This is a genomic window from Arthrobacter sedimenti (assembly GCF_042652025.1).
Classification (GTDB): Bacteria; Actinomycetota; Actinomycetes; order Actinomycetales; family Micrococcaceae; genus Arthrobacter; species Arthrobacter sedimenti.
In genome coordinates this window covers 34,019-54,918 of sequence record NZ_JBHSDQ010000012.1, presented here as the reverse complement: position 1 = coordinate 54,918, position 20,900 = coordinate 34,019, and the positions used below count along the sequence as shown (strand labels likewise).

The 20,900-nt window shown below is 66.2% G+C and carries 14 protein-coding genes; 3 read left to right on the top strand and 11 right to left on the bottom strand.

What is annotated here, in order from left to right:
* Window positions 1–33: 33 nt before the first annotated feature.
* Window positions 34–1,077, bottom strand: coding sequence for an aldo/keto reductase (locus ACFO0G_RS19090; RefSeq protein WP_286401141.1), 1,044 nt, complete (start codon window positions 1,075–1,077; stop codon window positions 34–36).
* A 177-nt stretch (window positions 1,078–1,254) separates the two neighbouring features.
* Here ACFO0G_RS19090 and ACFO0G_RS19085 point away from each other — a divergent pair, with 177 nt between their 5' ends.
* Window positions 1,255–1,989, top strand: a complete 735-nt coding sequence (locus ACFO0G_RS19085) for an ANTAR domain-containing protein (protein ID WP_376979558.1) — start codon at window positions 1,255–1,257, stop codon at window positions 1,987–1,989.
* Window positions 1,990–2,150: 161 nt separating this feature from the next.
* Entirely contained in the window at window positions 2,151–4,373 is a 2,223-nt protein-coding gene (malQ, locus tag ACFO0G_RS19080) for a 4-alpha-glucanotransferase (RefSeq protein ID WP_376979556.1), read from the top strand.
* Between the two features lie 89 nt (window positions 4,374–4,462).
* Here malQ and ACFO0G_RS19075 read toward each other — a convergent pair whose 3' ends face one another.
* Window positions 4,463–7,648, bottom strand: a complete 3,186-nt coding sequence (locus ACFO0G_RS19075; RefSeq protein ID WP_376979554.1) for an alpha-amylase family glycosyl hydrolase — start codon at window positions 7,646–7,648, stop codon at window positions 4,463–4,465.
* 177 nt (window positions 7,649–7,825) lie between these two features.
* Window positions 7,826–8,905: a lactonase family protein gene (locus ACFO0G_RS19070; RefSeq protein ID WP_286401149.1), complete on the bottom strand. Its 1,080-nt coding sequence runs from the start codon at window positions 8,903–8,905 to the stop codon at window positions 7,826–7,828.
* A gap of 313 nt (window positions 8,906–9,218) precedes the next feature.
* Between ACFO0G_RS19070 and ACFO0G_RS19065 the strand changes: the two genes are divergently transcribed.
* The gene (locus ACFO0G_RS19065; RefSeq protein WP_376979552.1) at window positions 9,219–9,944 is read left to right on the top strand and encodes a putative protein N(5)-glutamine methyltransferase; all 726 of its coding nucleotides are present in this window, start codon (window positions 9,219–9,221) and stop codon (window positions 9,942–9,944) included.
* 78 nt (window positions 9,945–10,022) lie between these two features.
* Here ACFO0G_RS19065 and ACFO0G_RS19060 read toward each other — a convergent pair whose 3' ends face one another.
* From ACFO0G_RS19060 to ACFO0G_RS19025, 8 genes are all read right to left on the bottom strand, one after another.
* Entirely contained in the window at window positions 10,023–11,903 is a 1,881-nt protein-coding gene (locus ACFO0G_RS19060) for an HNH endonuclease signature motif containing protein (protein WP_376979550.1), read from the bottom strand.
* Between the two features lie 240 nt (window positions 11,904–12,143).
* Window positions 12,144–12,563, bottom strand: a complete 420-nt coding sequence (locus ACFO0G_RS19055) for a YtxH domain-containing protein (RefSeq protein WP_376979548.1) — start codon at window positions 12,561–12,563, stop codon at window positions 12,144–12,146.
* 122 nt (window positions 12,564–12,685) lie between these two features.
* On the bottom strand, window positions 12,686–12,952 hold the full coding sequence (locus ACFO0G_RS19050) for a GlsB/YeaQ/YmgE family stress response membrane protein (RefSeq protein ID WP_142131436.1): 267 nt from the start codon (window positions 12,950–12,952) through the stop codon (window positions 12,686–12,688).
* A 132-nt stretch (window positions 12,953–13,084) separates the two neighbouring features.
* Entirely contained in the window at window positions 13,085–13,918 is an 834-nt protein-coding gene (locus ACFO0G_RS19045) for an aldo/keto reductase (RefSeq protein WP_376979546.1), read from the bottom strand.
* Between the two features lie 35 nt (window positions 13,919–13,953).
* Complete coding sequence (locus ACFO0G_RS19040; protein WP_376979544.1) at window positions 13,954–16,515, bottom strand: rhamnogalacturonan lyase; 2,562 nt, start codon at window positions 16,513–16,515, stop codon at window positions 13,954–13,956.
* Between the two features lie 215 nt (window positions 16,516–16,730).
* A complete protein-coding gene (locus ACFO0G_RS19035; RefSeq protein WP_376979542.1) occupies window positions 16,731–18,287 on the bottom strand; it encodes a long-chain-fatty-acid--CoA ligase in 1,557 nt (518 codons plus the stop codon).
* Window positions 18,288–18,311: 24 nt separating this feature from the next.
* Window positions 18,312–19,508 (bottom strand): acetyl-CoA C-acetyltransferase, encoded by a 1,197-nt coding sequence (locus tag ACFO0G_RS19030; protein ID WP_376979540.1) that lies wholly within the window; start codon window positions 19,506–19,508, stop codon window positions 18,312–18,314.
* A gap of 30 nt (window positions 19,509–19,538) precedes the next feature.
* Entirely contained in the window at window positions 19,539–20,795 is a 1,257-nt protein-coding gene (locus tag ACFO0G_RS19025; RefSeq protein ID WP_286401163.1) for an acyl-CoA dehydrogenase family protein, read from the bottom strand.
* Window positions 20,796–20,900: the final 105 nt, after the last annotated feature.

Here is a 20,900-nt window from a genome sequence, read left to right as displayed (position 1 = left end):
CGCCGCACCTTGGATGCGGCTCCGGAAAGCCGGCTACCGCCGTCGTAATTCCGCGAACTCGATGGACGGGACAATGGCGCCCGCGTCGCGCTCCACGAAGTTGGTGCCCGGTGGCACCAGGTCATCGATGGCGTCCAGGACGGACTCGCCCAGCCGGACATCCGCGGCGCGGAGGTAGGCGGAAAGGTGTTCCTCGCTGCGCGGGCCGATGATCACGCTGCTGATGGCGGGGTGGGTCAGGGCAAAGCCTACGGCCAGGTCCACCAGGGACAGCTCCAGCTTGTCCGCCAGCCGGGCCAACGAGTCCGCGGCAAGCAGTTTCCGCTCGCTGGAGGGCCCGGAGATGTCGTACCGGCCCGGCAGCGTGTGGACCCGGGTGGGCGGCTTGCCGGATTCCAGGACGAAGCTGCCGGAGAGCCAGCCACCCGCCAGCGGGCCGTAGGCAAGAACCCCCAGCCCGTACTGCTGGGCAATGGGCAGGACGTCCCGTTCGTTGCCGCGGACCAGCATGGAGTACGGGACCTGGTTGCCCAGCGGCGGGATCAGGTGGTTGGTGGTGGCCAGCCACTGCGCCTCGACAAGCTGCGCGGGCGTGAACACCGAGGTGCCGTAGTACAGGATCTTGCCCTGCCGGATCAGGTCGTTGAGGGTGGTGATGGTTTCCAGGACGTCGGTGTTGTAGTCCGGCCGGTGTGCCTGGTACAGGTCGATCCGGTCTGTCTGGAGCCGGCGCAGGCTCCCCTCCACGGCCTGGGTGATCCAGCGCCGGGAGTTCCCGGAGTGTGCGGGATTGGGGCTCATCTGGCCATGGAACTTGGTGGCCAGGAAGACGTCGTCCCGGCGGCCGCGGAGCGCCCGGCCCACCACCTGCTCGGACTCGCCCTGGGAGTAGACGTCTGCCGTGTCGATCGCCGTGATGCCGGCGTCCAGTGCGGCGTGGATGATGCGGATGCTCTCTTCCGCGCCGGTGGGGGCACCCGGGCTGCCCGTTCCCTCGCCGAAGTTCATGGTGCCAAGGGTGAGGGGACTGATGGGGGTGCCCGACCGTCCGAACACCCGCAGTTCGCTGAGGCTCATCCGCGGTCTCCTCCATCTGGTTGCCCTGCCTTGGATCGTCACGAGGCTACACAGGTTCGGCAGGCCCCCACAGAATCCCGCCTTAGTCCTTCGCTTTTCGTCGCATGGAGTAACCGGGGCCGCGGGAATGACGTTTTGTGGCGCCCAAACAGCTGCCAGGAGCGCTTATATTGAGGCATGAGTACCCCTACAAGTGGCGATGAGTTCGTCCAACTGCACGACCTCATCATTGGCAGCACCAACGTGGCTGACTTCCTGACTGAGCTCTCCACGGTTGCCGCTTCAACGCTCAGCGATACTGCCGGTGTCTTCATCGAGTGCGGGGTGACGCTCCGCCGCCGTAAACGCACCGCCACCATTGCCGGCAGCAGCGAACGCGCAGCCGTGCTGGACAAGCTGGAGCAGGCGCTGGGGAACGGGCCCTGCATCGCGTCACTGGATGCCATGAAGCCGATGGTTCTGTCCGACGTGCACACCGATACGCGCTGGCCCGCTTACCAGGAGGTGCTGGCCGACAACGGTTGCCGCAGCGCGCTGGGAGTGCCGCTCGCCCTCGATGAGCACCAGGCGGCCGCCCTGAACTTCTTCGCGGCGGAGCCGGATGTGTTCACCCCTGGTGTCGTCCAGCGGGCTGAAGGGTTCGCGGACCTTGCCGGCAGGGCACTGCGGTTGGCGCTGCGGATCGCGGACGCCCAGAACCTGGCGGATGACCTCAAGGCCGCCATGGCAAGCCGCACCACCATCGATATGGCGTGCGGGGTGATCATGGCACAGAACCGGTGTTCGCAGGAGGAAGCCATGGCCCTCCTCACCAAGGCGTCCAGCCACCGGAACCAGAAGCTGCGGGACCTGGCCGGTGAAATCATTGGCCGCGTCAGCGACGGCGCAGTGAACACGCACTTCGATCCTTAAATCGGTGCACCTGTCCCGACCCGCCTGCATGCAGCCCGGGTTTCGCCTCCGCGCCGCCCTGCAATAATCTGAACCAACGGTTGTGCATGGGGTGTCACTGCCCGGGTACAACAACAGCAGCACTGTAAGTTCCGGGACCATCACAGACGAGGCGGACACCCATGACGGCTTCAGACCAGCAGCACGCACCACGGCCACTTATGCCCGCCGACCCTCCCGCCGCTGCCCCTGAACCCGTGGATCCGCACCTGCTGCAGCAACTGGCCGACGCGCACGGCGTGGGTACCTCCTTCCAGGGCTGGGACGGGCTCCCGCACTCCGTTGCAGAATCGACGTTGGTCAAGGTGCTGGCCGCCCTGGGCGTTGACGCCCGCACCAACCAGCACATTGAGGCGGCCCTGGTCGAAGCGGAACTGGCGCCATGGCGGCGGATGCTGCCGCCCGCCGTCGTCATCAAGCAGGGCGAGCCCGCCCAGGTTCCGGTTCACGTCCGGGACGGGGCCACTACCCGCCTGACCATCACCCTTGAGGGGGGTGCGGTCCAGCGGGAGGCGGTCCAGCAGGATGTCTGGGTCCAGCCCCGGGAGGTCGACGGCGTCTCCACCGGACGTGCCACGTTCTCCCTTCCCGAGGACCTGCCTTTGGGCTGGCACACACTGCACGCTGAGTCCGAAGGCGCCACGGCGACTTCCACCCTGGTGGTGACGCCGGCGCGGCTGGCCACGGCGAAGCCGCTCGAGGAGCGCCGCGGCTGGGGCCTGGCCACCCAGTTGTATTCCGTCCGCTCAAAACGGTCCTGGGGCATTGGAGACTTCGCCGACCTGGCGGACCTGGCTGCGATCAGTGGCGCTCGCGGTGCTGACTACGTCCTGGTTAACCCGCTCCATGCCGCGGAGCCCGTACCGCCCGTCCAGCCCTCGCCCTATTCGCCGTCCACCCGCCGGTTCTTCAACCCGCTGTACATCCGCATCGAAGCCATTCCTGAGCTGGCGTACCTGCGGCCCCGCAAACGTGCGGCCCTGGAAAAGCTCCACGAAGAGGTGGCAGTGCTGAACAAGGAAGGTGCGCGGCTGGACCGGGATGCCGTGTACGCGGCGAAGCTGCAGGCCTTGGAGATGCTCTACCACACGCGCCGTTCACCGGCCCGGCAGGCCGCGTTCGATGAATTTTGCCGCCTCTCCGGCAAGGGGCTGGAGGATTTTGCGCTCTGGTCAGCCATCCGGGAGGACCTCCCGCCGGGCGACCCGCTCTGGAAGGACCCGGCGTATGCCATCGGAACACCGGAGGCGGAGGCGCTCCGGGAGAAGCTGGCGGACCGTATAGGGTTCCACCGTTGGCTGCAATGGATCTGCGATGAGCAGTTGGAGAACGCACAGCGCACCGCGCTGCGGTCCGGGATGCGGCTTGGCGTGGTGCACGACCTCGCCGTCGGCGTGGACCACAGCAGCGCCGATGCCTGGACGCTGCGCGGCGTACTGGCCCCGAACACCAGCGTGGGCGCCCCGCCGGACATGTACAACCAGCAGGGCCAGGACTGGGGTCAGCCGCCGTGGCACCCGGCCCGGCTGGCGGAGGCCGGCTACCTGCCGTTCCGCAATATGCTGGCCAACGTGCTCCGGCATGCCGGCGGCATCCGGGTGGACCACATCCTGGGCCTGTTCCGGTTGTGGTGGATTCCCATGGGGAACGCCCCGGGGGACGGTGCCTATGTCCGCTACGACCACGAGGCGCTGATCGGCATCCTCGCGCTCGAGGCACACCGGGCCGGTGCCGTGGTGATCGGCGAGGACCTGGGCACCTTCGAGCCGTGGGTGCGTGACTACCTCGCGGCCCGCGGCATCCTGGGCACGTCCATCCTGTGGTTTGAGTACGACGGCGATTCGCCCCTTGCGCCGGAAAAGTACCGCACGCAGGCGCTGGCCAGCGTTAACACCCACGATCTCCCGCCCACCGCCGGCTACCTTGCCGGGGACCACGTGGGGCTGCGGAGCAGGCTGGGACTGCTGGAACGCTCCGAGTCCGAAGAGCGCGCGGAGCACAACGCCTCCCTGGAGAAGACGTTCGCCCTGCTGCGGGAGCGCGGTTACCTTTCCGAGGTCCCTGCGTCCGGTGGGTCCGGGCAGGAGACCGAGGAACACACCATCGAGGCGCTGCACCTCCTGCTCGCCCAGGCACCGTCGGTTCTGCTCGGGGTGGCCCTGGTGGATGCGGTGGGGGAGCGGCGCGTCCAGAACCAGCCGGGCACCACGGAGGAACTGTATCCCAACTGGCAGGTTCCGCTGGGCGGTCCGGACGGAAGGCCCGTTTACCTCGATGACCTTCCTGGCAACAGGCGGTTCAATTCACTGCTCGCGGCGGTCGAGGGAGCGATGCACCGCCAATAACCTGCACCGGCCCCTAAGCGGACACGAAAACACCGTGGCGCCGCCGCTCCTGGAAGCGGCGGCGCCACGGTGTTTGTTCCGGGATGAACCTAGCCCGTGGTCATCACGTGGGTGAAGTGGTCGTACCGGAAGGTGACAGGACCGCCGTCGTGCTTAAAGGCAATGTTGGCGCCCGGGGATGCCCCGCCGGCCCCGTAGCTCACATCCCATGACTTGTTCAGCGCGGCCTTGAACTCGTAGCTTCCCGCCGGCAGGTCAGGCACGGTCAGTTTCCAGACGAGGTCCGCAGGGTCCAGCACCAGCTGCGCCTGGGTGCAGGACGGCTCCCAGTCCGAGGCGCACCCCAGCTCGCTGTCCATGCTTCCGGCCGCTGCCACGGCACCCGGTTGCTGGGAGGCGTACACGGCGCTGAGTACATGCGTGCTGTTGTCATAGCGGAAGGTGACCCGACCGCCGGGATGGTCCAGCACGATGTTCTGCCCGTTGAACTGGCCGTCCGCGCCGTAGTTTTCGTCCCAGCCGCCATTGAGCGCGGCTTTGTACTCATACTTTCCGGCCGGCAGGTCCACGGTCAGCCGCCAGATCCGGTCCGCCGGGTCCAGCACCATCTTCGCCTGCGCGCAGGCGGGGTCCCATTGCGAGCTGCACCCCATTGCCTGGTTGAGCGAACCGGCAACGGTCACTGAGTCGGGCTGCGGCGCCTGGCCTACCGTGACGGTCCTGGTTTCGCTGGTGACGCTGAAGCCCGTGCCGGTCATGGCCGCGCGGTACCGGACCGTAGTGCCGTCGGCGAGCCCGGAGACATCATCATTTGCGGTGTACACGGGCGACGACGAGTCGGTGCCCAGTGCGGTCCAGTTCCCGCCGTTGACGCTGCGTTCGAAGGACACCACATGGCTGGACTTCTCCGGATCGGCGGTGGCGCCCAGCTCTACCTTGCCCTCCACGCTGCTGCCCTCGGTGGGCTTACGCAGGGTCAGGACGGGCGCGGGAACGCTCGCAGATCGGCTCTGGGTGGTGGCGGTATGCCCGCCATTGTCCAGCACGGTGGCGCGGTACTCCAGTGGGGTGCCTGCGTCCAGCGCCGCGACGTCGTGGAACACCTGGTACGGGGCGGTGTCGTCGGTGCCGATCGGCTGCCACTCGCCGCCTGCCGTCCTTGCCTCAAAGGTGACCTCGTAGAACGAAGTACCGTCGACGTCGGCCGTTACGTTGATCCGTCCATTGTCACCGGCCGCGGCGGCCGGCTGTTGGAGCTTGACGGCGGGGGCCGTCTTGGAGTGCGGAATCCGGCCGGAGGATTCGTAGACGACGGCGGAGAGCGGCGGCACGGTCACGGTCAGTTTGGCGTCCTCGGAAGTTTTCACTTCGTCTGCGCCCTGGCCATAGATGCGGGTGTAGCTGCGCTTGGCGATGTAGGTGGGGACCTGTGCCGTCTGCGGTTGTGCGCTGTTGTTCAGGGCCACCACGTATTCGCGCTGGTCCTGGGCGTCGGTACGGGAGAAGGCGTAGATGCCGGGCCCGTCGGAGGCGTAGCGGTGCTGGTGGGCGCCGTTCCGCAGCGCCGGGTGCTCCTTGGTGAGGGCAGCCAGTTCCTTAATCTTGGCGTAGAGCGGGTGGTCCGGGTTGAAGTTGTCGGTGGCGTTGGTGGCGTCCGTGCCCAGCAGGTCGTCGTCAAGGTAGTCGGGCACCTTGCTGGCGAAGAGGGTCTGACGCGCATCCTGGTCACCGCCTGGGCCGGTGAAGCCCTGTTCATCGCCGTAGTAGACCACCGGATTGCCGCGCGAGAAGTACATCAGTTCGTGGGCCAGTTCGTCCCGGGCCACCTTCTCGGCATCGGTGGCGGCAGGGTTGTCCTGTGCGATGAAGCTGCCGATGCGGCCCATATCGTGATTGCCCAGGAAGGTGGGCAGCTCGTAGACGTTGGAGTCGGCGTCGGTGTACCAGTCGTCCCCGGCGAAGAAGGCCTGCAACGCCTTGGCGTCCTGGCTCTTGGAGGCGAAGTTGCGGGCGGCGTCCTGGAAGGGGAAGTCCAGGACCGCCTGCATCCTGTTGCGGGTGGTGAACTGCGAGGTGAAGCTCTTGCTGGTGTCGAAGACCTCGCCGAACATGAAGAAATCGTCCTTGCCGTGTTCCTTGGCGTAGCTCAGGACGTTGGGGCCGAATTCCTGCCAGAACTCGTCGTTAACGTGCTTCATGGTGTCGATGCGGAAGCCGTCCACGCCGAAGTCGCCGATCCAGGACTTGTAGATGTCCTCCATGCCGTGCACCACTTTCGGGTTCTCGGTGAAGAGGTCATCGAGGCCGTAGAAGTCCCCGTACATGGAGTCCTCGCCGGTGAAGGTGGTGTCGCCGCGGTTGTGGTACAGCGTGGGGTCGTTCAGCCAGGCCGGAACCTTCAGGTTCTCCTCGCCCGGGGCCAGGACGGGCTTGTAGGGGAACGAGGTGTTCGCGTCCAGCTTGGGGAAGTTTCCCGTGCCTGCGTAATCGCGGTCGTCGAGCGCTTCGCCCGAGGCCGTCTCGTAGGGAACGGCGTCCTTGGACACGTAGCCCTTGCGGTCGCCTTCCTGGTAGCCGATGACATCCGCGGTGTGGTTGGTGATGATGTCGAAGTACACCTTCATGCCGCGGGCATGGGCCTCGTCAATGAGGCCCTTGAGTTCGTCATTCGTGCCGAGGTGCGGATCGATCTGGGTGAAGTCGGTAACCCAGTAGCCGTGGTAGCCGGCGGATTTGTCCTCCGGCTGGACGGCCTTGTTCTTGAAGCTGGGGGTGAGCCAGATGGACGTGGTGCCCAGGCCCTGGATGTAGTCGATCTTGCTGCGCAGGCCGGCCAGGTCCCCGCCGTTGTAGAAGCCCTTCTTAGTGGGGTCGAAGCCGGACACCATGGGATCGGGGCCCAGGCCACCCTGGTCGTTGGCGGTGCTGCCGTTGCTGAACCTGTCCGCCATGACGAAGTAGAAGTTTTCGTCGGTCACCGGCCCGCGGAGCGAGTGCTGGGCGGAGGCGGACCCGTTGCTTTTTGTGCCGGCGCTGTTGGAGCCGTTGGAACCGTTGGAGCCGGGGGTATTGGGGCCGGGGCCGTCCGGACCTGGTGCGGCCTGGGCCGGGAGGACTGCAGTGGAAAAGGCGACGGCGGCTGCCAGGAGGCCGGCTGCCGATCGGACGGCGGCGGTACGGCCGCGGGTTCGCCGGCCGGGGGCGGGTTGTGTTCCAGCGGGCTTTGCCGGCAGTTGGGCGCGTGGGGGCGCGCCGGGAGGGGTGCGGAATAACAAGGGTGAGACCTTCCTGGGAAGCAGCGCTGCTGTACAGGCTTGCCGTTGACATGGGGATGCGGCAGGAGAGTTCGAAGGACAGCATGCTGTCCTGTGAACCAAGTCACAACTGTAAGCGCTTGCACTGGATTACTCCAGTGTTTAGGAAAGGTCCGTCGCGGTGGAGCAGCCGACGTTCTAGCCTGCGGTCGCAGGCATAACTGCGGGCACCAGGGCCGTGGGTGATGGGGTGGGCAGGTTATGCAGCAGCGGGCCTGGGAGGCCCGTTACAGGGTCCAGCTCGAATGTGGCGATGTTGTCCGACCGTTCGTGGGCCACGTGCAGCAGGTTTCCCCGGACCAGGTGGTGCCGCGGCCAGTCCCCGCCGCTGTGGATGTCCTTGACGGGGATCAGTTCGGTACCGCCCGCTGCCACCTCCAGGACGCTGATGATGTTCGAGCCCCTGACGCCGGCGTAGGCAAAGTTTCCCTGCGGGCCAAGGCAGATTTCGGCGGCGGAGTCGCCCTCCTGGCTTCCGCCCGCCGTTGCGGGTCCGCGGAAGACCAGCTCGTAGGTGCCAGCTTCGGGGCGCACCACGAAGACCTCCACTGAGTATTCAGACACGATGACGACGCTGCCGGATGGATGCTCCACCATGTGCCGCGGGCCGCTGCCGTGGGGGAGGACAACCTCGTGGTCGGCTACCAATCCGGTTCCCGGCTCGTAGTTCCAGATGCGCAGGGTGTCGTGGCCCAGGTCTGTGGTCATGACGCGGCCGTCGCTGAGCATCAGGCTGGCGTGGGCACGGCTTTGCCGCGGGCTGCCGGGAGAAAGGCTGCCGTGGGGATCAACCGACGGTGCGGCGGGAAACCTTCCGGTCATCCCGCCGTCGGCGTCCAACTCGTAGAGGAGGACCTGCCCGTCACCCCAGCACGTGGCGGTGACAAAGCGGCCGCCCGGGTCGACGGCAACGTGGCAGGTGGCCTCGCCCGCAGGCTGTGCTTCTTTATGGACTTTCAGGCCACAGTCCCGCAGGCGCCGGTATGCCTGGACCTTCTTGCGCTGCTCGGCGGCCGCGTACACGACGGGCAGTGCGGGGTGGACGGCCACGAACGACGGCGACTGGGCCTCGACTGCTGTTCCCAACCATTCGAGGCTTCCGTCCTGGTGCGCGCGGACAGCGCCAATGCCTTGGGCCCGGCCGCCGCCGTCGGGGGTGTAGGTGCCGATCCAAAGAAGGTTGCTGGCTGCGTTGTTGTTGGCTGCGCCGGTGGTCATGTTCCCATCCTGCCAACAGCTGCTGCTATTCCGGAGCGCCGGGCCGCCGATTAGCATGGGATTTCCGGCAACGGCAGAAGGCGGTGGGTGCAATTTCGGCTCTATCAGTATCGGGTTCTCCCTCGCCGCGCCGTTCCGAGAGTTGGGCCTAGCGACCGTGGGGGTGCCCGTCGGCTCACCGAAAGGCGCAGCTTTGCTGCCTTCTGGATCACAGGCGGTTCACGGCCAACCCGGATGGCCGGCCTACGAGCGTATCGTCTCCCTGTTGCGGTCTGCCGGCTGTGTTTTCGCCGAAGATGAAGCCCGGCTCCTGTTGGCTGAAACCTGTAGCCCCACGGAACTCCAGCGGAACGTCCGGCGCCGCATGGAGGGTGTTCCCCTCGAACACATCCTGGGCTGGGCAGAGTTCGCCGGCGGTCGGGTCCTGGTTGAGCCTGGCGTCTTTGTGCCGCGGCGCCGCACGGAACTGTTGGTCGCCGAGGCCGTGGCATTGCTGCGGAACGACGCCTTGGCGGCGCCCCCGGTTGTGGTGGACCTCTGCTGTGGTTCGGGTGCCGTGGGGGTGGCCGTCCTTCGCCAGGCGCCGCGGGTGGATTTGCATGCGGCAGATATTGAGCCCACGGCCGTACGGTGTGCCCATGCGAATCTTGAACCTCTTGGCGGCCACGTCCATGCGGGTGATCTCTTCGAGGCTCTTCCGCCTGCACTGCATGGCCGGGTGCGAGTGCTGACTGTAAATGCTCCATACGTACCCACAGAAGCCATCCGGACCATGCCGCCGGAAGCACGCCTTTACGAACCCGCGGTTTCACTCGACGGCGGTCCTGATGGCCTGGACTTTCACCGCCGGATTGCTGTTGGTGGGACTCAGTGGCTGGCTTCGGAGGGGCATCTGCTCATCGAAACCAGTGAGCGGCAGGCGGCGGGCACCTCCGAGATCTTGGCAGCGGCCGGGTTCGCCGTACGGACGGTTCGTTCGGAGGAGCTTGATGGGACAGTGGTCATAGGGCGCCTGGTGGCGAAGAACGTGGGTAAGTAGCCTGCTTCGGTAGCGCTTTGCCTCGCTGGGTGGCTTGGACGTTCACAACACGGTGCCCACACGCCGAATCAGCCCTCGTCATTCCCGTGGGTGGGGTGGTGGGGGTGGTTTGAAGTAGTGGTTTTGTTGGGGTGTTTGGTTGGGGTCGAGGTGGGGTGGGGGGATGAAGGTTGGTGTGCCGTGGGTGGTGGTGATTTTCCATTGTTCTTTGTGGATGAGGTGGTGGTGGTGGCTGCAGAGCAGGGCGCCGTTGTTGGTGGTGGTGGGTCCGCCTTGTGACCAGTAGGTGATGTGGTGGGCTTCGCACCAGGGGGCGGGGATGGTGCAGTTGGGGAAGGCGCAGCCTTGGTCGCGGGCGGTGAGGGCGAGGCGTTGGGCGGGGGTGAAGAGGCGGGTTTTGCGGCCGAGGTCGAGGATTTCGCCGTTGGTGCCCAGGAGGGCGGGGATGATGTCGGCGTCGCAGGCGGTTTTGCGCAGGGTGGCGGCGGCGACGGGCCCGGTGAAGGCAAAGGAACCGGGCCCGGTCCCGATTCCTGCGGATGTCCCGGTTCCTGCGGATGCCGCTGTGTCGGCTTTGGTGCCGGTGGTGTGGGGGAAGAGGTCTTGGTAGTTGATGGTGGCGATGATTTGGGGTCGGTTGCCGCCGGTGGTGGGCAGGGTGTTGGTGGTGAGGGCGGCTTTGGCGGCGGTGACGAGGCCGTCGAGTTGTTTTTGGGCGCGGGTGCGCCGGTCCAGGTCCGGCAGGGCGATGTGCCCCCTGGCATCGCCTGCCGTTGCGCTGCCTGCCAACGTGCTGCCTTCGCTGCCGGTGCCGGTGCCGGTTCCGGTTTCGGTGTTGGGGGTGGTGGTGTGGGGGTTGGTGGCGGTGTTCATGACGGTGAGGAGGTGTTCGTATTGGTCGCCGGTGGCGAAGATTTCGACACGGTGCAGGCCGTGCCGGGGTTTGCGGATGAAGGCGCCTTGGGTGTGGCGGAGGGCTTCTTCGGTGGGTTCGGTGCCGTCGGCGTCGATGGTGTCGGTCCAGCGTTGGGCCAGGCGGGTGAGGAAGTCGGGGTCGCAGCTGGTGGCGGCGGTAGTGAGGTGGTGCTCGATCGTGTCGAGGGTTTCTTGTGTGGTGTGGTGTTGGAGCCGGTCCAGGGTGGCGGTGATGATGGTCGCGGCGTGCGAGGACACCGCAGGTCCCTGAGCCGGCCCGGGCCAGGCGCCGGCCTCGGTGCTGGCGTGGAGTTCAGTGGCGGGGGTGAGGGCGGCGGCGAGGTGTGGCCGGGTTGGCGGGAGTGGTTCGCCGGTGATGGTGGTGACGGGCAGGACGTGCTGGGCGAGGGCGAGGCGGCGCCGGGCTTCGCGGATGGGGATTTGCAGGCGCAGGCGGAGGAACTCTGCGGTGTTCCGGCACCCGTCATCGGCCGGAGACACCACCACCGGGCGCATCAGGCCTCGTGTGGAGGGCGGCCCGGGCCAGTTGGCGTCGGTCTCACGCACGACACCGGTCCCGCTGGCTGTTGCTGGGGCGGTGCGCAGGGTTTCAAAGCCGGTGGCGTCCCACCCGGTGATCCAGCCCGTGGACCCGCCTGCGCGGGACCGGCCTGCGCGGGACCGGGCTGCACGGGTTTTGGCTGTGGCGGCGTCGTTGATGGCCTGGGTGCGGGTGCGGTCCACGGCCCCGGCTGAGACGAGTTGGAGGTACTCCACGGAGCGGGCGAGGCCCTCGACCTGGGCGGCATAATCGGCAGCCTCGACATAAGAGGCCGTTGCCAGCAGGTCCGAGGCGGCCAGGGCGGAGGCTGCCAACTGTGCGGCCAGCCGGTCCAATACGTCCTGCTCACCGGGCCCTGAGGCTGATGCCTGCAAAGGACCTGTCAAAGGATCCTCACTGGGGACGGGGTGAAGGCGGGCCGGGCGCGGCAGCCGACTGCCGGCGTCGTACGCCCTCCCAAGATCTTCCCCGATGGCCTCCATAACCCAACTCTGCCAGCCACCACCGACAATCAAGAGACCCCAAAACCCCTATGTGGAAAACAGGGCAGCCACGGATAAACACGGAAACTGGCTGGCGGTCCTCTCCGCAATGGACCGGTTTAAACACTGCCGGCCGCCGCGTCCCCCAAGGATCGCGACGGCCGGCAAGGCGATTCAGTTGTAGCACAAAGCCCGCTCAGTCCCATGTCACGCGGCAGCGACCGCGTAATGAAACGGGAGTCAGGACTTTGCGCCGCTTCCATCGGAGGTCCCAAGGTTGGTGGTTTCCGGGTGGGTGCTGTGTGCGGGGATGTGGTCTTCGCCAAGGCTGCCCGCGTTGGTTGTAGAGGTACCGGTGGGGGTGCCGGGGGAAGTGCCGGCCGCTGCGGAAGACTGGCCGCCGTTGGACGAGCCATCCCGGTGCACGGCAGAACCAAGCACGGTCCCTGCCCTGCGTGCGGCTTCGCCCAGCTGGTCCGCCACTTCAGGCGCCTTTTCCTTGATGGCCTCCGTAGCTACGGAAACTTTGTCCTGGACCGGCTTGCTGTCCCAGATGCCGGCCGCACGGGCCTTCAGCTTGTCGTAAGCAGCACGGCCTGACCGCGAGCCGAGGACATAGCCGACGGCAACGCCTACACCCAAAAGAAGCTTGTTTTTCACGTTGAACTCCTGCTCTGCGAGAAGGTTGTCAATCCTGGCGGGGAGAGGTGCCCCATGCTGGAGAAAGTGAAAGCCGGCCCGGGGATGGTGTCCCCAGGCCGGCTTCCTGGCGTGCGCGGTTATTAGCCGCGTGCGCCGCGCTTAGTGACCATGCCGTAGATCGCAAGAACGATCAACGAGCCAACGATCGCCAGCAGCCAGGTCTGCAGCGAGAAGAACTCCTGCAGTCCGCCGCCGAACAGGGCGCCGCCGATCCAGCCACCGAGCAGTGCGCCTACGACGCCCAGCACCATGGTGATGATCCAGCCGCCACCCTGACGTCCCGGAAGGATTGCCTTGGCAATCGCGCCGGCGATGAGTCCGAGAATCAGAAATGCAATAAATCCCATTTGTCGCTCTCTTCCTAAGTAAAGGAGGCCTCCATGTTGGGGAGGCACTTCGTCCTTCTGGCTCAATAGTAATCATGCTTACTATCTATTTGCCAACCCCGTTTTAGGAAAAAAGTGCTGTTCAGGGCAACTTTAGTGCCCCGTCTTGTCCGAGTCATTGCCCGCGCCGGGACCCTCGTCCAGGACCGAAAGTTCCGCTAGATCCTGCGGATCCAGGGCGAAATCGAACACGTCGAGGTTCTCGGCCATACGCTCCGGGGAAGCAGTCTTCGGAATCGTTACCAATCCGTTTTGTATGTGCCACCGCAGGACCAGTTGGCCGGGCGTTTTCCCGTGCTTTTCAGCCAGTTGGGAAAGGACGGGGGCACTGAGCAATCCTGCTCCCGAGCCGCCCAAAGGACTGTAGGACTCAGTAACTATGCCATGCCCGGCATGGAACTCGCGCTCCGCGGTCCGGGTGATTGCAGGGCTGAGCTGGATTTGGTTCACCGCCGGCACCACATCGGTCTCCGCCATCAGCCGCTCAAGGTGGGCGGGCTTGAAGTTGGACACCCCGATGGACCGGACCTTCCCCTCGGCTTGCAGCCGTTCAAACGTCTGCCAGGTGGAAATGTACTGGTGCCGGCCGGGGAGCGGCCAGTGGATCAGCAGCAGATCCACATAATCGAGCCCCAGGCGCTTCAGCGATCCCTCCAGGCCAGCCACGGCGCGGTCGTGGCCCTGGAATTCGCCGTCCAGCTTGGTGGTGATGAACAGCTCGCTGCGGTCCACGCCGCTGGCACGGATGCCGTTGCCAACACCCCGTTCGTTGCCGTACTTCACGGCGGTATCGATGTGCCGGTACCCGGCTTCCACGGCGTGTACGACGGCGGCCGCCACCTGTTCGTCGTCCAGCGGCCAGGTGCCAAGCCCCAGCTGCGGGATCCTGTTGCCGTCATTGAGCTCGATGAGCGGTGCAAGTGTCATGCCATCAGTCTCCCCTCTATCGCCCGTCCCGGCTCTCACTGCCCGCTATTCGAGAATGCCCGGAGGATATTGCCTGCGTTGTACTCCAGCGCCACGCGGGCCGTACTTGACACCGCATCCGGCTTCTTCTGCTGGGCAAGGAAGTCAACAAACCGCTGCACCACCTGCCCCGCCTTAGCCGTGTCGCCGTCCTGGACCACCTTTGCCGCCTGCTGGATGCTTGCGGCAAGCTGGCTGGCCACCGGTCCGGAAACGTCCCCCGAGTCCCTCAGGTCCGTCAGGATGTCCTGCAGGGCCTTGATGCTCCCCGGAAGCCAGGCAGCACGCAGCGGGACGCTGCCAAACTTCATGTCGGAAGCGAAGTAGAAGTCGGTGTAAGCGGGCTGGTTGTACGCGGTGTTCTGCCTGGCAACCTCGGCCCGGTACTGCGGATCGTGCATCAGCGTGTAGAGCTTGTGGTTGGTTACTTCGGTGCTGAGGTAGATGCGGAGGGCGGAGCTGTCTGCCGTGCGGACCACCATTTCCTCCCGCCAGTCTCCCAGGATATCGGCCACCAGGCCGGGAGTGCCCTTGGTGCTGTTGTTGGTCCGGGTGCCGTCGGCGGTGAGCAGCCGTCCGCGCTTCCAGTCATCGATAGTGGGGGTCTGGTCGCCCGAGCCGTTGATTATCTGCGTGGTCATGTCTGCGGCCCACTTGATGCTCATGTTGGTGCCGGGTGCGCTGCTGGAAAGTTTGCGGCCGTCCGCAGACTGCATGCCGATGGCCCAGTTCTCAATGCCGGGAACTTCCGGATCCACATCGCCGATCATGCCGCGGCCGGTGTCCTTGCCGGAGTACGCGCCGAACAGAACCTCACCCGTGGCGGCATCCCGCATGGCGTAGCCGTATGGGGCATATGCCGCTCCTTCGTGGACGGTAAAGATTTCCTTTCCCGGCCGGTTGGGGTCGATGTCGGCCACATGCATGGCGTCTCCGTGGCCCAGCCGCGCCTCTTCGCCGGGAGCGGCGCTGCCCACCGGCAGGGTGTCGAACGACGTGTACAAAACCGAGCCGTCGTCGTCGAGCGTCGCGGACCCGTAGACGATCTCCTGCTTGCCGTCACCGTCTACGTCGGACGCACTCAGGGAGTGGAAACCCTGCGTGGTGAGCTTGCCGTAGGTGGGGTCCGTGCCGTCCCGGCCGTGCGGTGAGTCGTTGAACGGGTTGCTCATAGGTGTCCAGCCCGAGTCCACGTTCCAGACGGGCGAGAGATTGGTCCCGTCCCAGGTGTAGGTGGCCAGTGTGGTGCGGGTGTAGTAGCCGCGGGCGAAGACCGCCGCCGGCTTCCGGCCGTCCAGGTAGGCGACGCCGGCCAGGAACCGGTCCACGCGGTTCCCCGGCTCTATCCGCGCCATGGCGTAGTCGCCCCACATCAGGCCGTCGTCCGTCCGCCCCGGGGTGTAGGCCACGGTCTTCAGTTCCTTGCCCGTGGCGCCCTCGAACACCGTCAGGTACTCCGGTCCCGACACGATGAAGCCCTCGAATGCACGCAGGTTGTTGCGTGCACTGCGGGACGGGGCATAGACGTCCATGAAGTAGTCGGTGAGCTTTTCCGCATCAGCCTGGGAGAGCGGGTACTTGTACTGCGGGGCGATACCGAAAGCTTCCTCCAGGGTGGCCGGCCAGCGGCCCGCCTTGACCTCCGGGTGCTCGGTCCAGCCCCGGAAGGTTTTTACCATGTGCTGGTAGTAATCCGCCGCGCTCATGCGGTAGTCATCAGTGTTGGAGTATCCGGCGTCGATATCGGACTGGAGCAGGGAGATGAACGAGCTGGCCGCTATGCTGCCGTCCGCGTTGAAGCTGGTGCTCTTGGTCCCCGGGGCTGTCTTCATCATCATCTCCGCCCGGCCGTCGCCGTCGAAGTCGTTGACCAGCATCTGCGTGTAGTGGGCCCCCGACCGGATGTTGACGCCCAGGTCGATCCGGCTGAGGAGCGTGCCGTCCGCCTTGTAGGTATCGACGTAGGTGTTGCCCGTGTAGCCCACCTGCGAGACGTCCTTGGAGTTGTTCGGATCCCATTTGACGATGAACTCATACTGCCCGTCGCCGTCCACGTCCCCCACCGAGGTGTCGTTGGCGGAGTAGGTGAAGGCCTGGCCGGCCGGGGTGACTCCGTCGGCCGGCTTCCTGAGCGGGATGTCCTTGAAGTTGCTGCCCCACGGTGTGGCGCCGGCGCTCCGGTCAACCTCAACTCCCGCGACAACGGCCCGCACCTGGTAGACCGATCCTGCGGTTCCAACCCGGTCCAGGAAGTTGGTGCTGTCCGTGACGGTTGCCAGTTTTTGGCCGTCCCGATAGACGTTGAAGTCGGTGCCGGTTAAGCCGGTGGGGGAGGAGCCGGTTGCCTCGTTGCCCAGCAACCGCCAGCTGAGGAACACGCCCTCGGAGGTGGCGGCGGCCACCAGGCCACGGTCCAGGTGGTCCAGTTGAATGCCCGGATTCCCGGGCTTGGGGGAGGGTCCGACGGCGGAGGCCGGGGCCGCGAGACAGCTCAGCGTCAGTGCCAGGCCGGCTGCGCCAACGGAGAGCAGGCGAAGGGGAAGGATGCGGGGATTCATCAGTGAATCCTTTCAATTTTGAGACCGGAAAACGCTTCCCCAGCAATCTAGCGGTGGGGTGGGGGCAAGGGAAGCCTTGTTTTCCTAGCTCAGAGAGGGTATTTAGAACGTTGTAGAACGAAAGAGGACCCGCTGCGGTTGCAGCAGGCCCTCTGACGCAGGCTGACTCAGGGCGTGACGCCCGGCTTCGCCAAGTTTTTTAGTCCAAACGAACCCTATGCAGGGTCTTCCGCCAATTTCCGCTTGAGGATCTTTCCGCTGGGTCCCAGGGGGAGCTCGGAGAGGATCCGGACCACCCGCGGGTACTTGTAGGCGGCCAGCTGCGCGCTGGCAAAGTCGATCAACTCGGATTCGGTCACGCTGGCTCCGGCGTCCAGCACGATGGCTGCCGCGATTTCCTGCCCGTGGACGTCATCCGGAATCCCATAGACGGCGGCGCTGACGACGGCGGGGTGGGTCAGGAGGATTTCCTCCACTTCACGCGGGTAGACGTTGTAGCCGTTCCGGATGATCATGTCCTTCTTGCGGTCCACGATGGTGAGGTAGCCGTCGTCGTCCTTCGTCCCGAGGTCCCCGCTGCGGAACCAGCCGTCCACCACGGCCTCCGCGGTAGCCTCTGGCCGGTTGAGGTAGCCCTTCATCAGCAGGTGGCCGCGGATGACCAGCTCGCCCAATTCGCCGTTGGGAAGCAGCTCAATGCTGTCCACCACCTCGGGCCGGGCGATCTCGATGTCAACGCCCCAGATCGGGACCCCGATGGTGCCCGGCCGGGGTGTCGTGCCCACGTGGTTGAAGGCGGCCACCGGCGAGGTCTCCGTCAGGCCATAGCCTTCGTGGATCTCCACGCCGTAGACGTCGCGGAACTTGTCCAGGACGGCCAGCGGAAGGGCCGCGCCGCCGGAGATGCCGTACCGCAGGGCAGCGGGCCGATCGGGTATGGTCTTGGCGGCTTCCAGGAGCGCCACGTACATGGTGGGCACGCCGATGAAGATGTTGACGTTGTGCTTGGCCAGCAGCTTCAGGGCGTCCGGGCCCGTGAACCGCGGCATCAGGACGATGGTGGCGCCGGCGCGCAGCCCCGTGTTGAGGACCACGGTCTGGCCGAAGGTGTGGAAGAGCGGCAGCCCGCCGAACAGGACGTCGCCGGGCCGGAAATCCATCACGCTGGTCAGCAGGGTGCTGGTCTGTTCCACCAAGGCAAAGTGGGTGCCGAGCGCGCCTTTCGGTTTGCCGGTGGTGCCTGACGTGTAAAGGATGGTGGCCGTGTCCGAGGGGCGGCACGGTTCGTACGTCTGGATCGGTTCTGCCGCCGCAGCTTCCGCTTCCAGTCGGTGGAACCCGCCGTCGTCGGAAGCCATCACGGTCAGCACGTCGATTCCGCTGGCCGTGGCACCCGCCGCGCCCTCGCCCAGCAGCGGTGCGGCGCAGATCAGCAGTTTGGCGCCGCTGTCCTGCAGGACGTACTCGATTTCGCGGGCCTTGAGCAGGGCATGCACGGGCACAACAATGGCACCTAGCGACAGGATGGCGTAGTACACCCGGGCGAAGTCCGGAACGTTGGGGATCAGGACGGCGACGGCGTCTCCCGGGCCGATCCCACGCGCCCGCAGTGCGCCGGCATAGGCACGCGTTTGGCGCCACAGGTCGCTGTAGCTGACCTGGTCCTCGCCCACTACCAGCGCGATGTTGTCCGGAGTCCTTTTGGCTGATTCAGCCAGCACGGCTGCCACCGAGATGGTGGCGAAGCCGTCAGCGGAGTTGGTGTTGGTCATGGCCTGCTTCTTCGTTGGGGTGGGTCATGCTGAGAGGATCAGGGCGTCGCCCTGGCCGCCGCCGCCACAGAGGGCCACGACGCCGGTGCCGCCACCGCGGCGCTTCAGGGCCAGCGCCTGGTGCAGTACCAGGCGTGCCCCCGACGCTCCCACCGGGTGGCCCAGGGCGATGGCACCACCTTCGGTGTTCACGGCCTCAGTTTCAATGCCGAGGTCGTTGGCGGACTGGATGAGGACGGAGGCGAACGCTTCGTTGATTTCCACCAGGTCCAGTTCCTGGGCGGTGAGTCCCTGGAGCTTGAGCGCGCGCTCGATGGCCCGGGCGGGCTGGGAGTGCAGGGATCCGTCAGGTCCGGCGGTCTGGCCGTGGGCGCCGATCTCGGCGATCCATTCCAGGCCTGCGGCTTCGGCTGCCGCCTTGTTGGCGATGACCAGGGCGGCCGCGCCATCGGACAGGGGCGACGACGAACCAGCGGTAATGGTGGCGGTCTCCGCCTTGGAGAACGCCGGGCGGAGCTGGGCCAGGGATTCCGCTGTGGTGTCCGGACGGATGCCCTCGTCGTGCTCAAGGGTCACGGCGGGTCCCTTGCGCTGCGGTATCTCGATCGGCGCGATCTCCTCCGCCATGATCCCGGCGGCGCGGGCGGCCTCGGCACGCTGGTGGGAGCGGGCCGCGACGGCGTCCTGCTCTTCGCGCGTGATGCCGCGTTCGGCGTTTCCGGCGTCGGTGGCCTCACCCATGAGCTTCTTGCTCACCGGGTCCTGCAGCCCGTCGTGGTTGAGGGAGTCCAGCATTGGGGCGTCACCGATGACCACGCCCGCACGGAGCCCCGGTACCAGGTGTGGTGCATTGGTCATGGACTCCTGGCCTGCGGCGACAATGAAGTCCGCTTCCCCGGTGCGGATCATCCTGGCGGCGTCGATGACGGCCGTCAGACCCGACAGGCAAAGCTTGTTGATGGTGATGGTGGGGACGTCCCAGCCGATTCCCGCGGCCAGGCTGGCCTGCCGGGCGGGGCCCTGGCCGGCGCCGGCCTGGATCACCTGCCCCACGATGACGGCACCGATCTGCTCCGGCGCCACTCCGGTCCGTTCCAGGGCGGCCCGGATTGCGTGGGCGCCGAGGTCGCTGGAGGAGAAGGGGGTGAGGCCGCCGCGGAACTTGCCGAACGGGGTGCGGGCGCCGCCCAGGATGACGGGGATGTTGGCGTTCTGGTTCAAGAACGTTCCTTTCGGAGGTGTTGGGCGGAGTTACGCGAAGGCGGAGGTACCGGTGATGCCGCGGCCGATGATGAGGGCCTGCATGGTTTCGGTGCCTTCGTAGGTGTGGATGGCTTCAATATCGGCGAGATGCCGGGCCACGCGGTTTTCCAGCAGGATGCCGTTGCCGCCGAGCAGGTCACGTGCGTTCGAAGCGATGCCGCGGGCAGTTCGGGTGCAGGTGTACTTTGCCAGGGACGCCTGCTCAGGGGTGAGCGCCCCGGCTTCATCGAGCCGGGTCATCTGCACCACCATCAGCTGCATGGTGGCCAGTTCGCTGAGCATCCGGGCCAGCCGTTCCTGCACGATCTGGGAGGCGGCCAGGGGCCGGCCGAACTGCTTGCGCTGCTTGGCGTACTGGACGGCCGTTTCGTAGCAGGCGGTGGCATGCCCGACGGCGGACCAGGCAACGCCCAGCCGGGTCGCCAACAGGACACGGGCTGTGTCCTTGAAGGTTCGGGCGCCCGGCAGGACATTTTCGTCGGGGACGAAGACGTCTTCCAGCCGGATGTGGGCCTGCCAGATGGCGCGGAGGGCCAGCTTGCCTTCGATTTTGGTGGCGGTGTAGCCGGGGGAATCCTGCGGAACCAGGTAGCCGTGGACCTGGCTGTCCTCGCCCCGGGCCCACACGATGCTGACGCCGCCCACGGATCCGTTGCCAATCCACTTCTTTTCGCCGTTGAGCAGGAAGCCGCCGTCGGTGCGGGTGGCCGTGGTCTCGAGCGCGACGGAGTCGGAGCCGTGGGTGGGCTCGGTAAGGGCGAAGGCGGCGTATTCGGCGCCGCCGGCGATTTCCGGGAGCCAGCGCTCCTTCTGCTCCGGGGAGCCGCATTCCGCGACGGACCGCAGGGCCAGGCCGCCCTGGACCGCGATCATCGTTGCCACGGAGCCGTCACCCCGGCTGATCTCCATGTTCACCAGGCCGGCGGCCATGCTGCTCATGGGTGCATAGCCCTCCACCGCTATGCCGTCGCGCAGGAGGTCCAGTTCGCCGAGGCGGCGGAGGAGGTGCAGGGGGTACTCGCCGCGTTCCCAGTAGCCATCGATGACGGGGAGGACCTCATCCTGGACAAAGTTGCGGGCGCGGTCCCAGTACGCCCGGTCCTCGGCACCGATGCCTGCCAGGACGGAGGCCGGGTCCGTGCCCAGCGCCTCAGTGAGGAGGTAGTCCGGCTCCACGGTGCCGGCAGGAAAGCTGGTGGGACTTTCGGTGCGGGCGGGCACTCGGGTGGGGGACGTCGTCGTCATGTATCTGCATCCTTTTGAATCAGCGGCGGGGGCTGCCGGAACTGTGTGGCTTGCACCACACCAACTAAGAATGCAATGAAACGCAGTTCCACGTCAAGAAACTGC

Excerpts from the sequence above, each read along its gene's own strand:
- ACFO0G_RS19040 (WP_376979544.1), bottom strand. The coding sequence starts at position 16,515 with ATGAATCCCCGCATCCTTCCCCTTCGCCTGCTCTCCGTTGGCGCAGCC.
- ACFO0G_RS19070 (WP_286401149.1), bottom strand. The coding sequence starts at position 8,905 with ATGACCACCGGCGCAGCCAACAACAACGCAGCCAGCAACCTTCTTTGG.
- ACFO0G_RS19025 (WP_286401163.1), bottom strand. The coding sequence starts at position 20,795 with ATGACGACGACGTCCCCCACCCGAGTGCCCGCCCGCACCGAAAGTCCC.
- ACFO0G_RS19035 (WP_376979542.1), bottom strand. The coding sequence starts at position 18,287 with ATGACCAACACCAACTCCGCTGACGGCTTCGCCACCATCTCGGTGGCA.
- ACFO0G_RS19060 (WP_376979550.1), bottom strand. The coding sequence starts at position 11,903 with ATGGAGGCCATCGGGGAAGATCTTGGGAGGGCGTACGACGCCGGCAGT.
- ACFO0G_RS19085 (WP_376979558.1), top strand. The coding sequence starts at position 1,255 with ATGAGTACCCCTACAAGTGGCGATGAGTTCGTCCAACTGCACGACCTC.
- malQ (WP_376979556.1), top strand. The coding sequence starts at position 2,151 with ATGACGGCTTCAGACCAGCAGCACGCACCACGGCCACTTATGCCCGCC.
- ACFO0G_RS19090 (WP_286401141.1), bottom strand. The coding sequence starts at position 1,077 with ATGAGCCTCAGCGAACTGCGGGTGTTCGGACGGTCGGGCACCCCCATC.
- ACFO0G_RS19050 (WP_142131436.1), bottom strand. The coding sequence starts at position 12,952 with ATGGGATTTATTGCATTTCTGATTCTCGGACTCATCGCCGGCGCGATT.
- ACFO0G_RS19045 (WP_376979546.1), bottom strand. The coding sequence starts at position 13,918 with ATGACACTTGCACCGCTCATCGAGCTCAATGACGGCAACAGGATCCCG.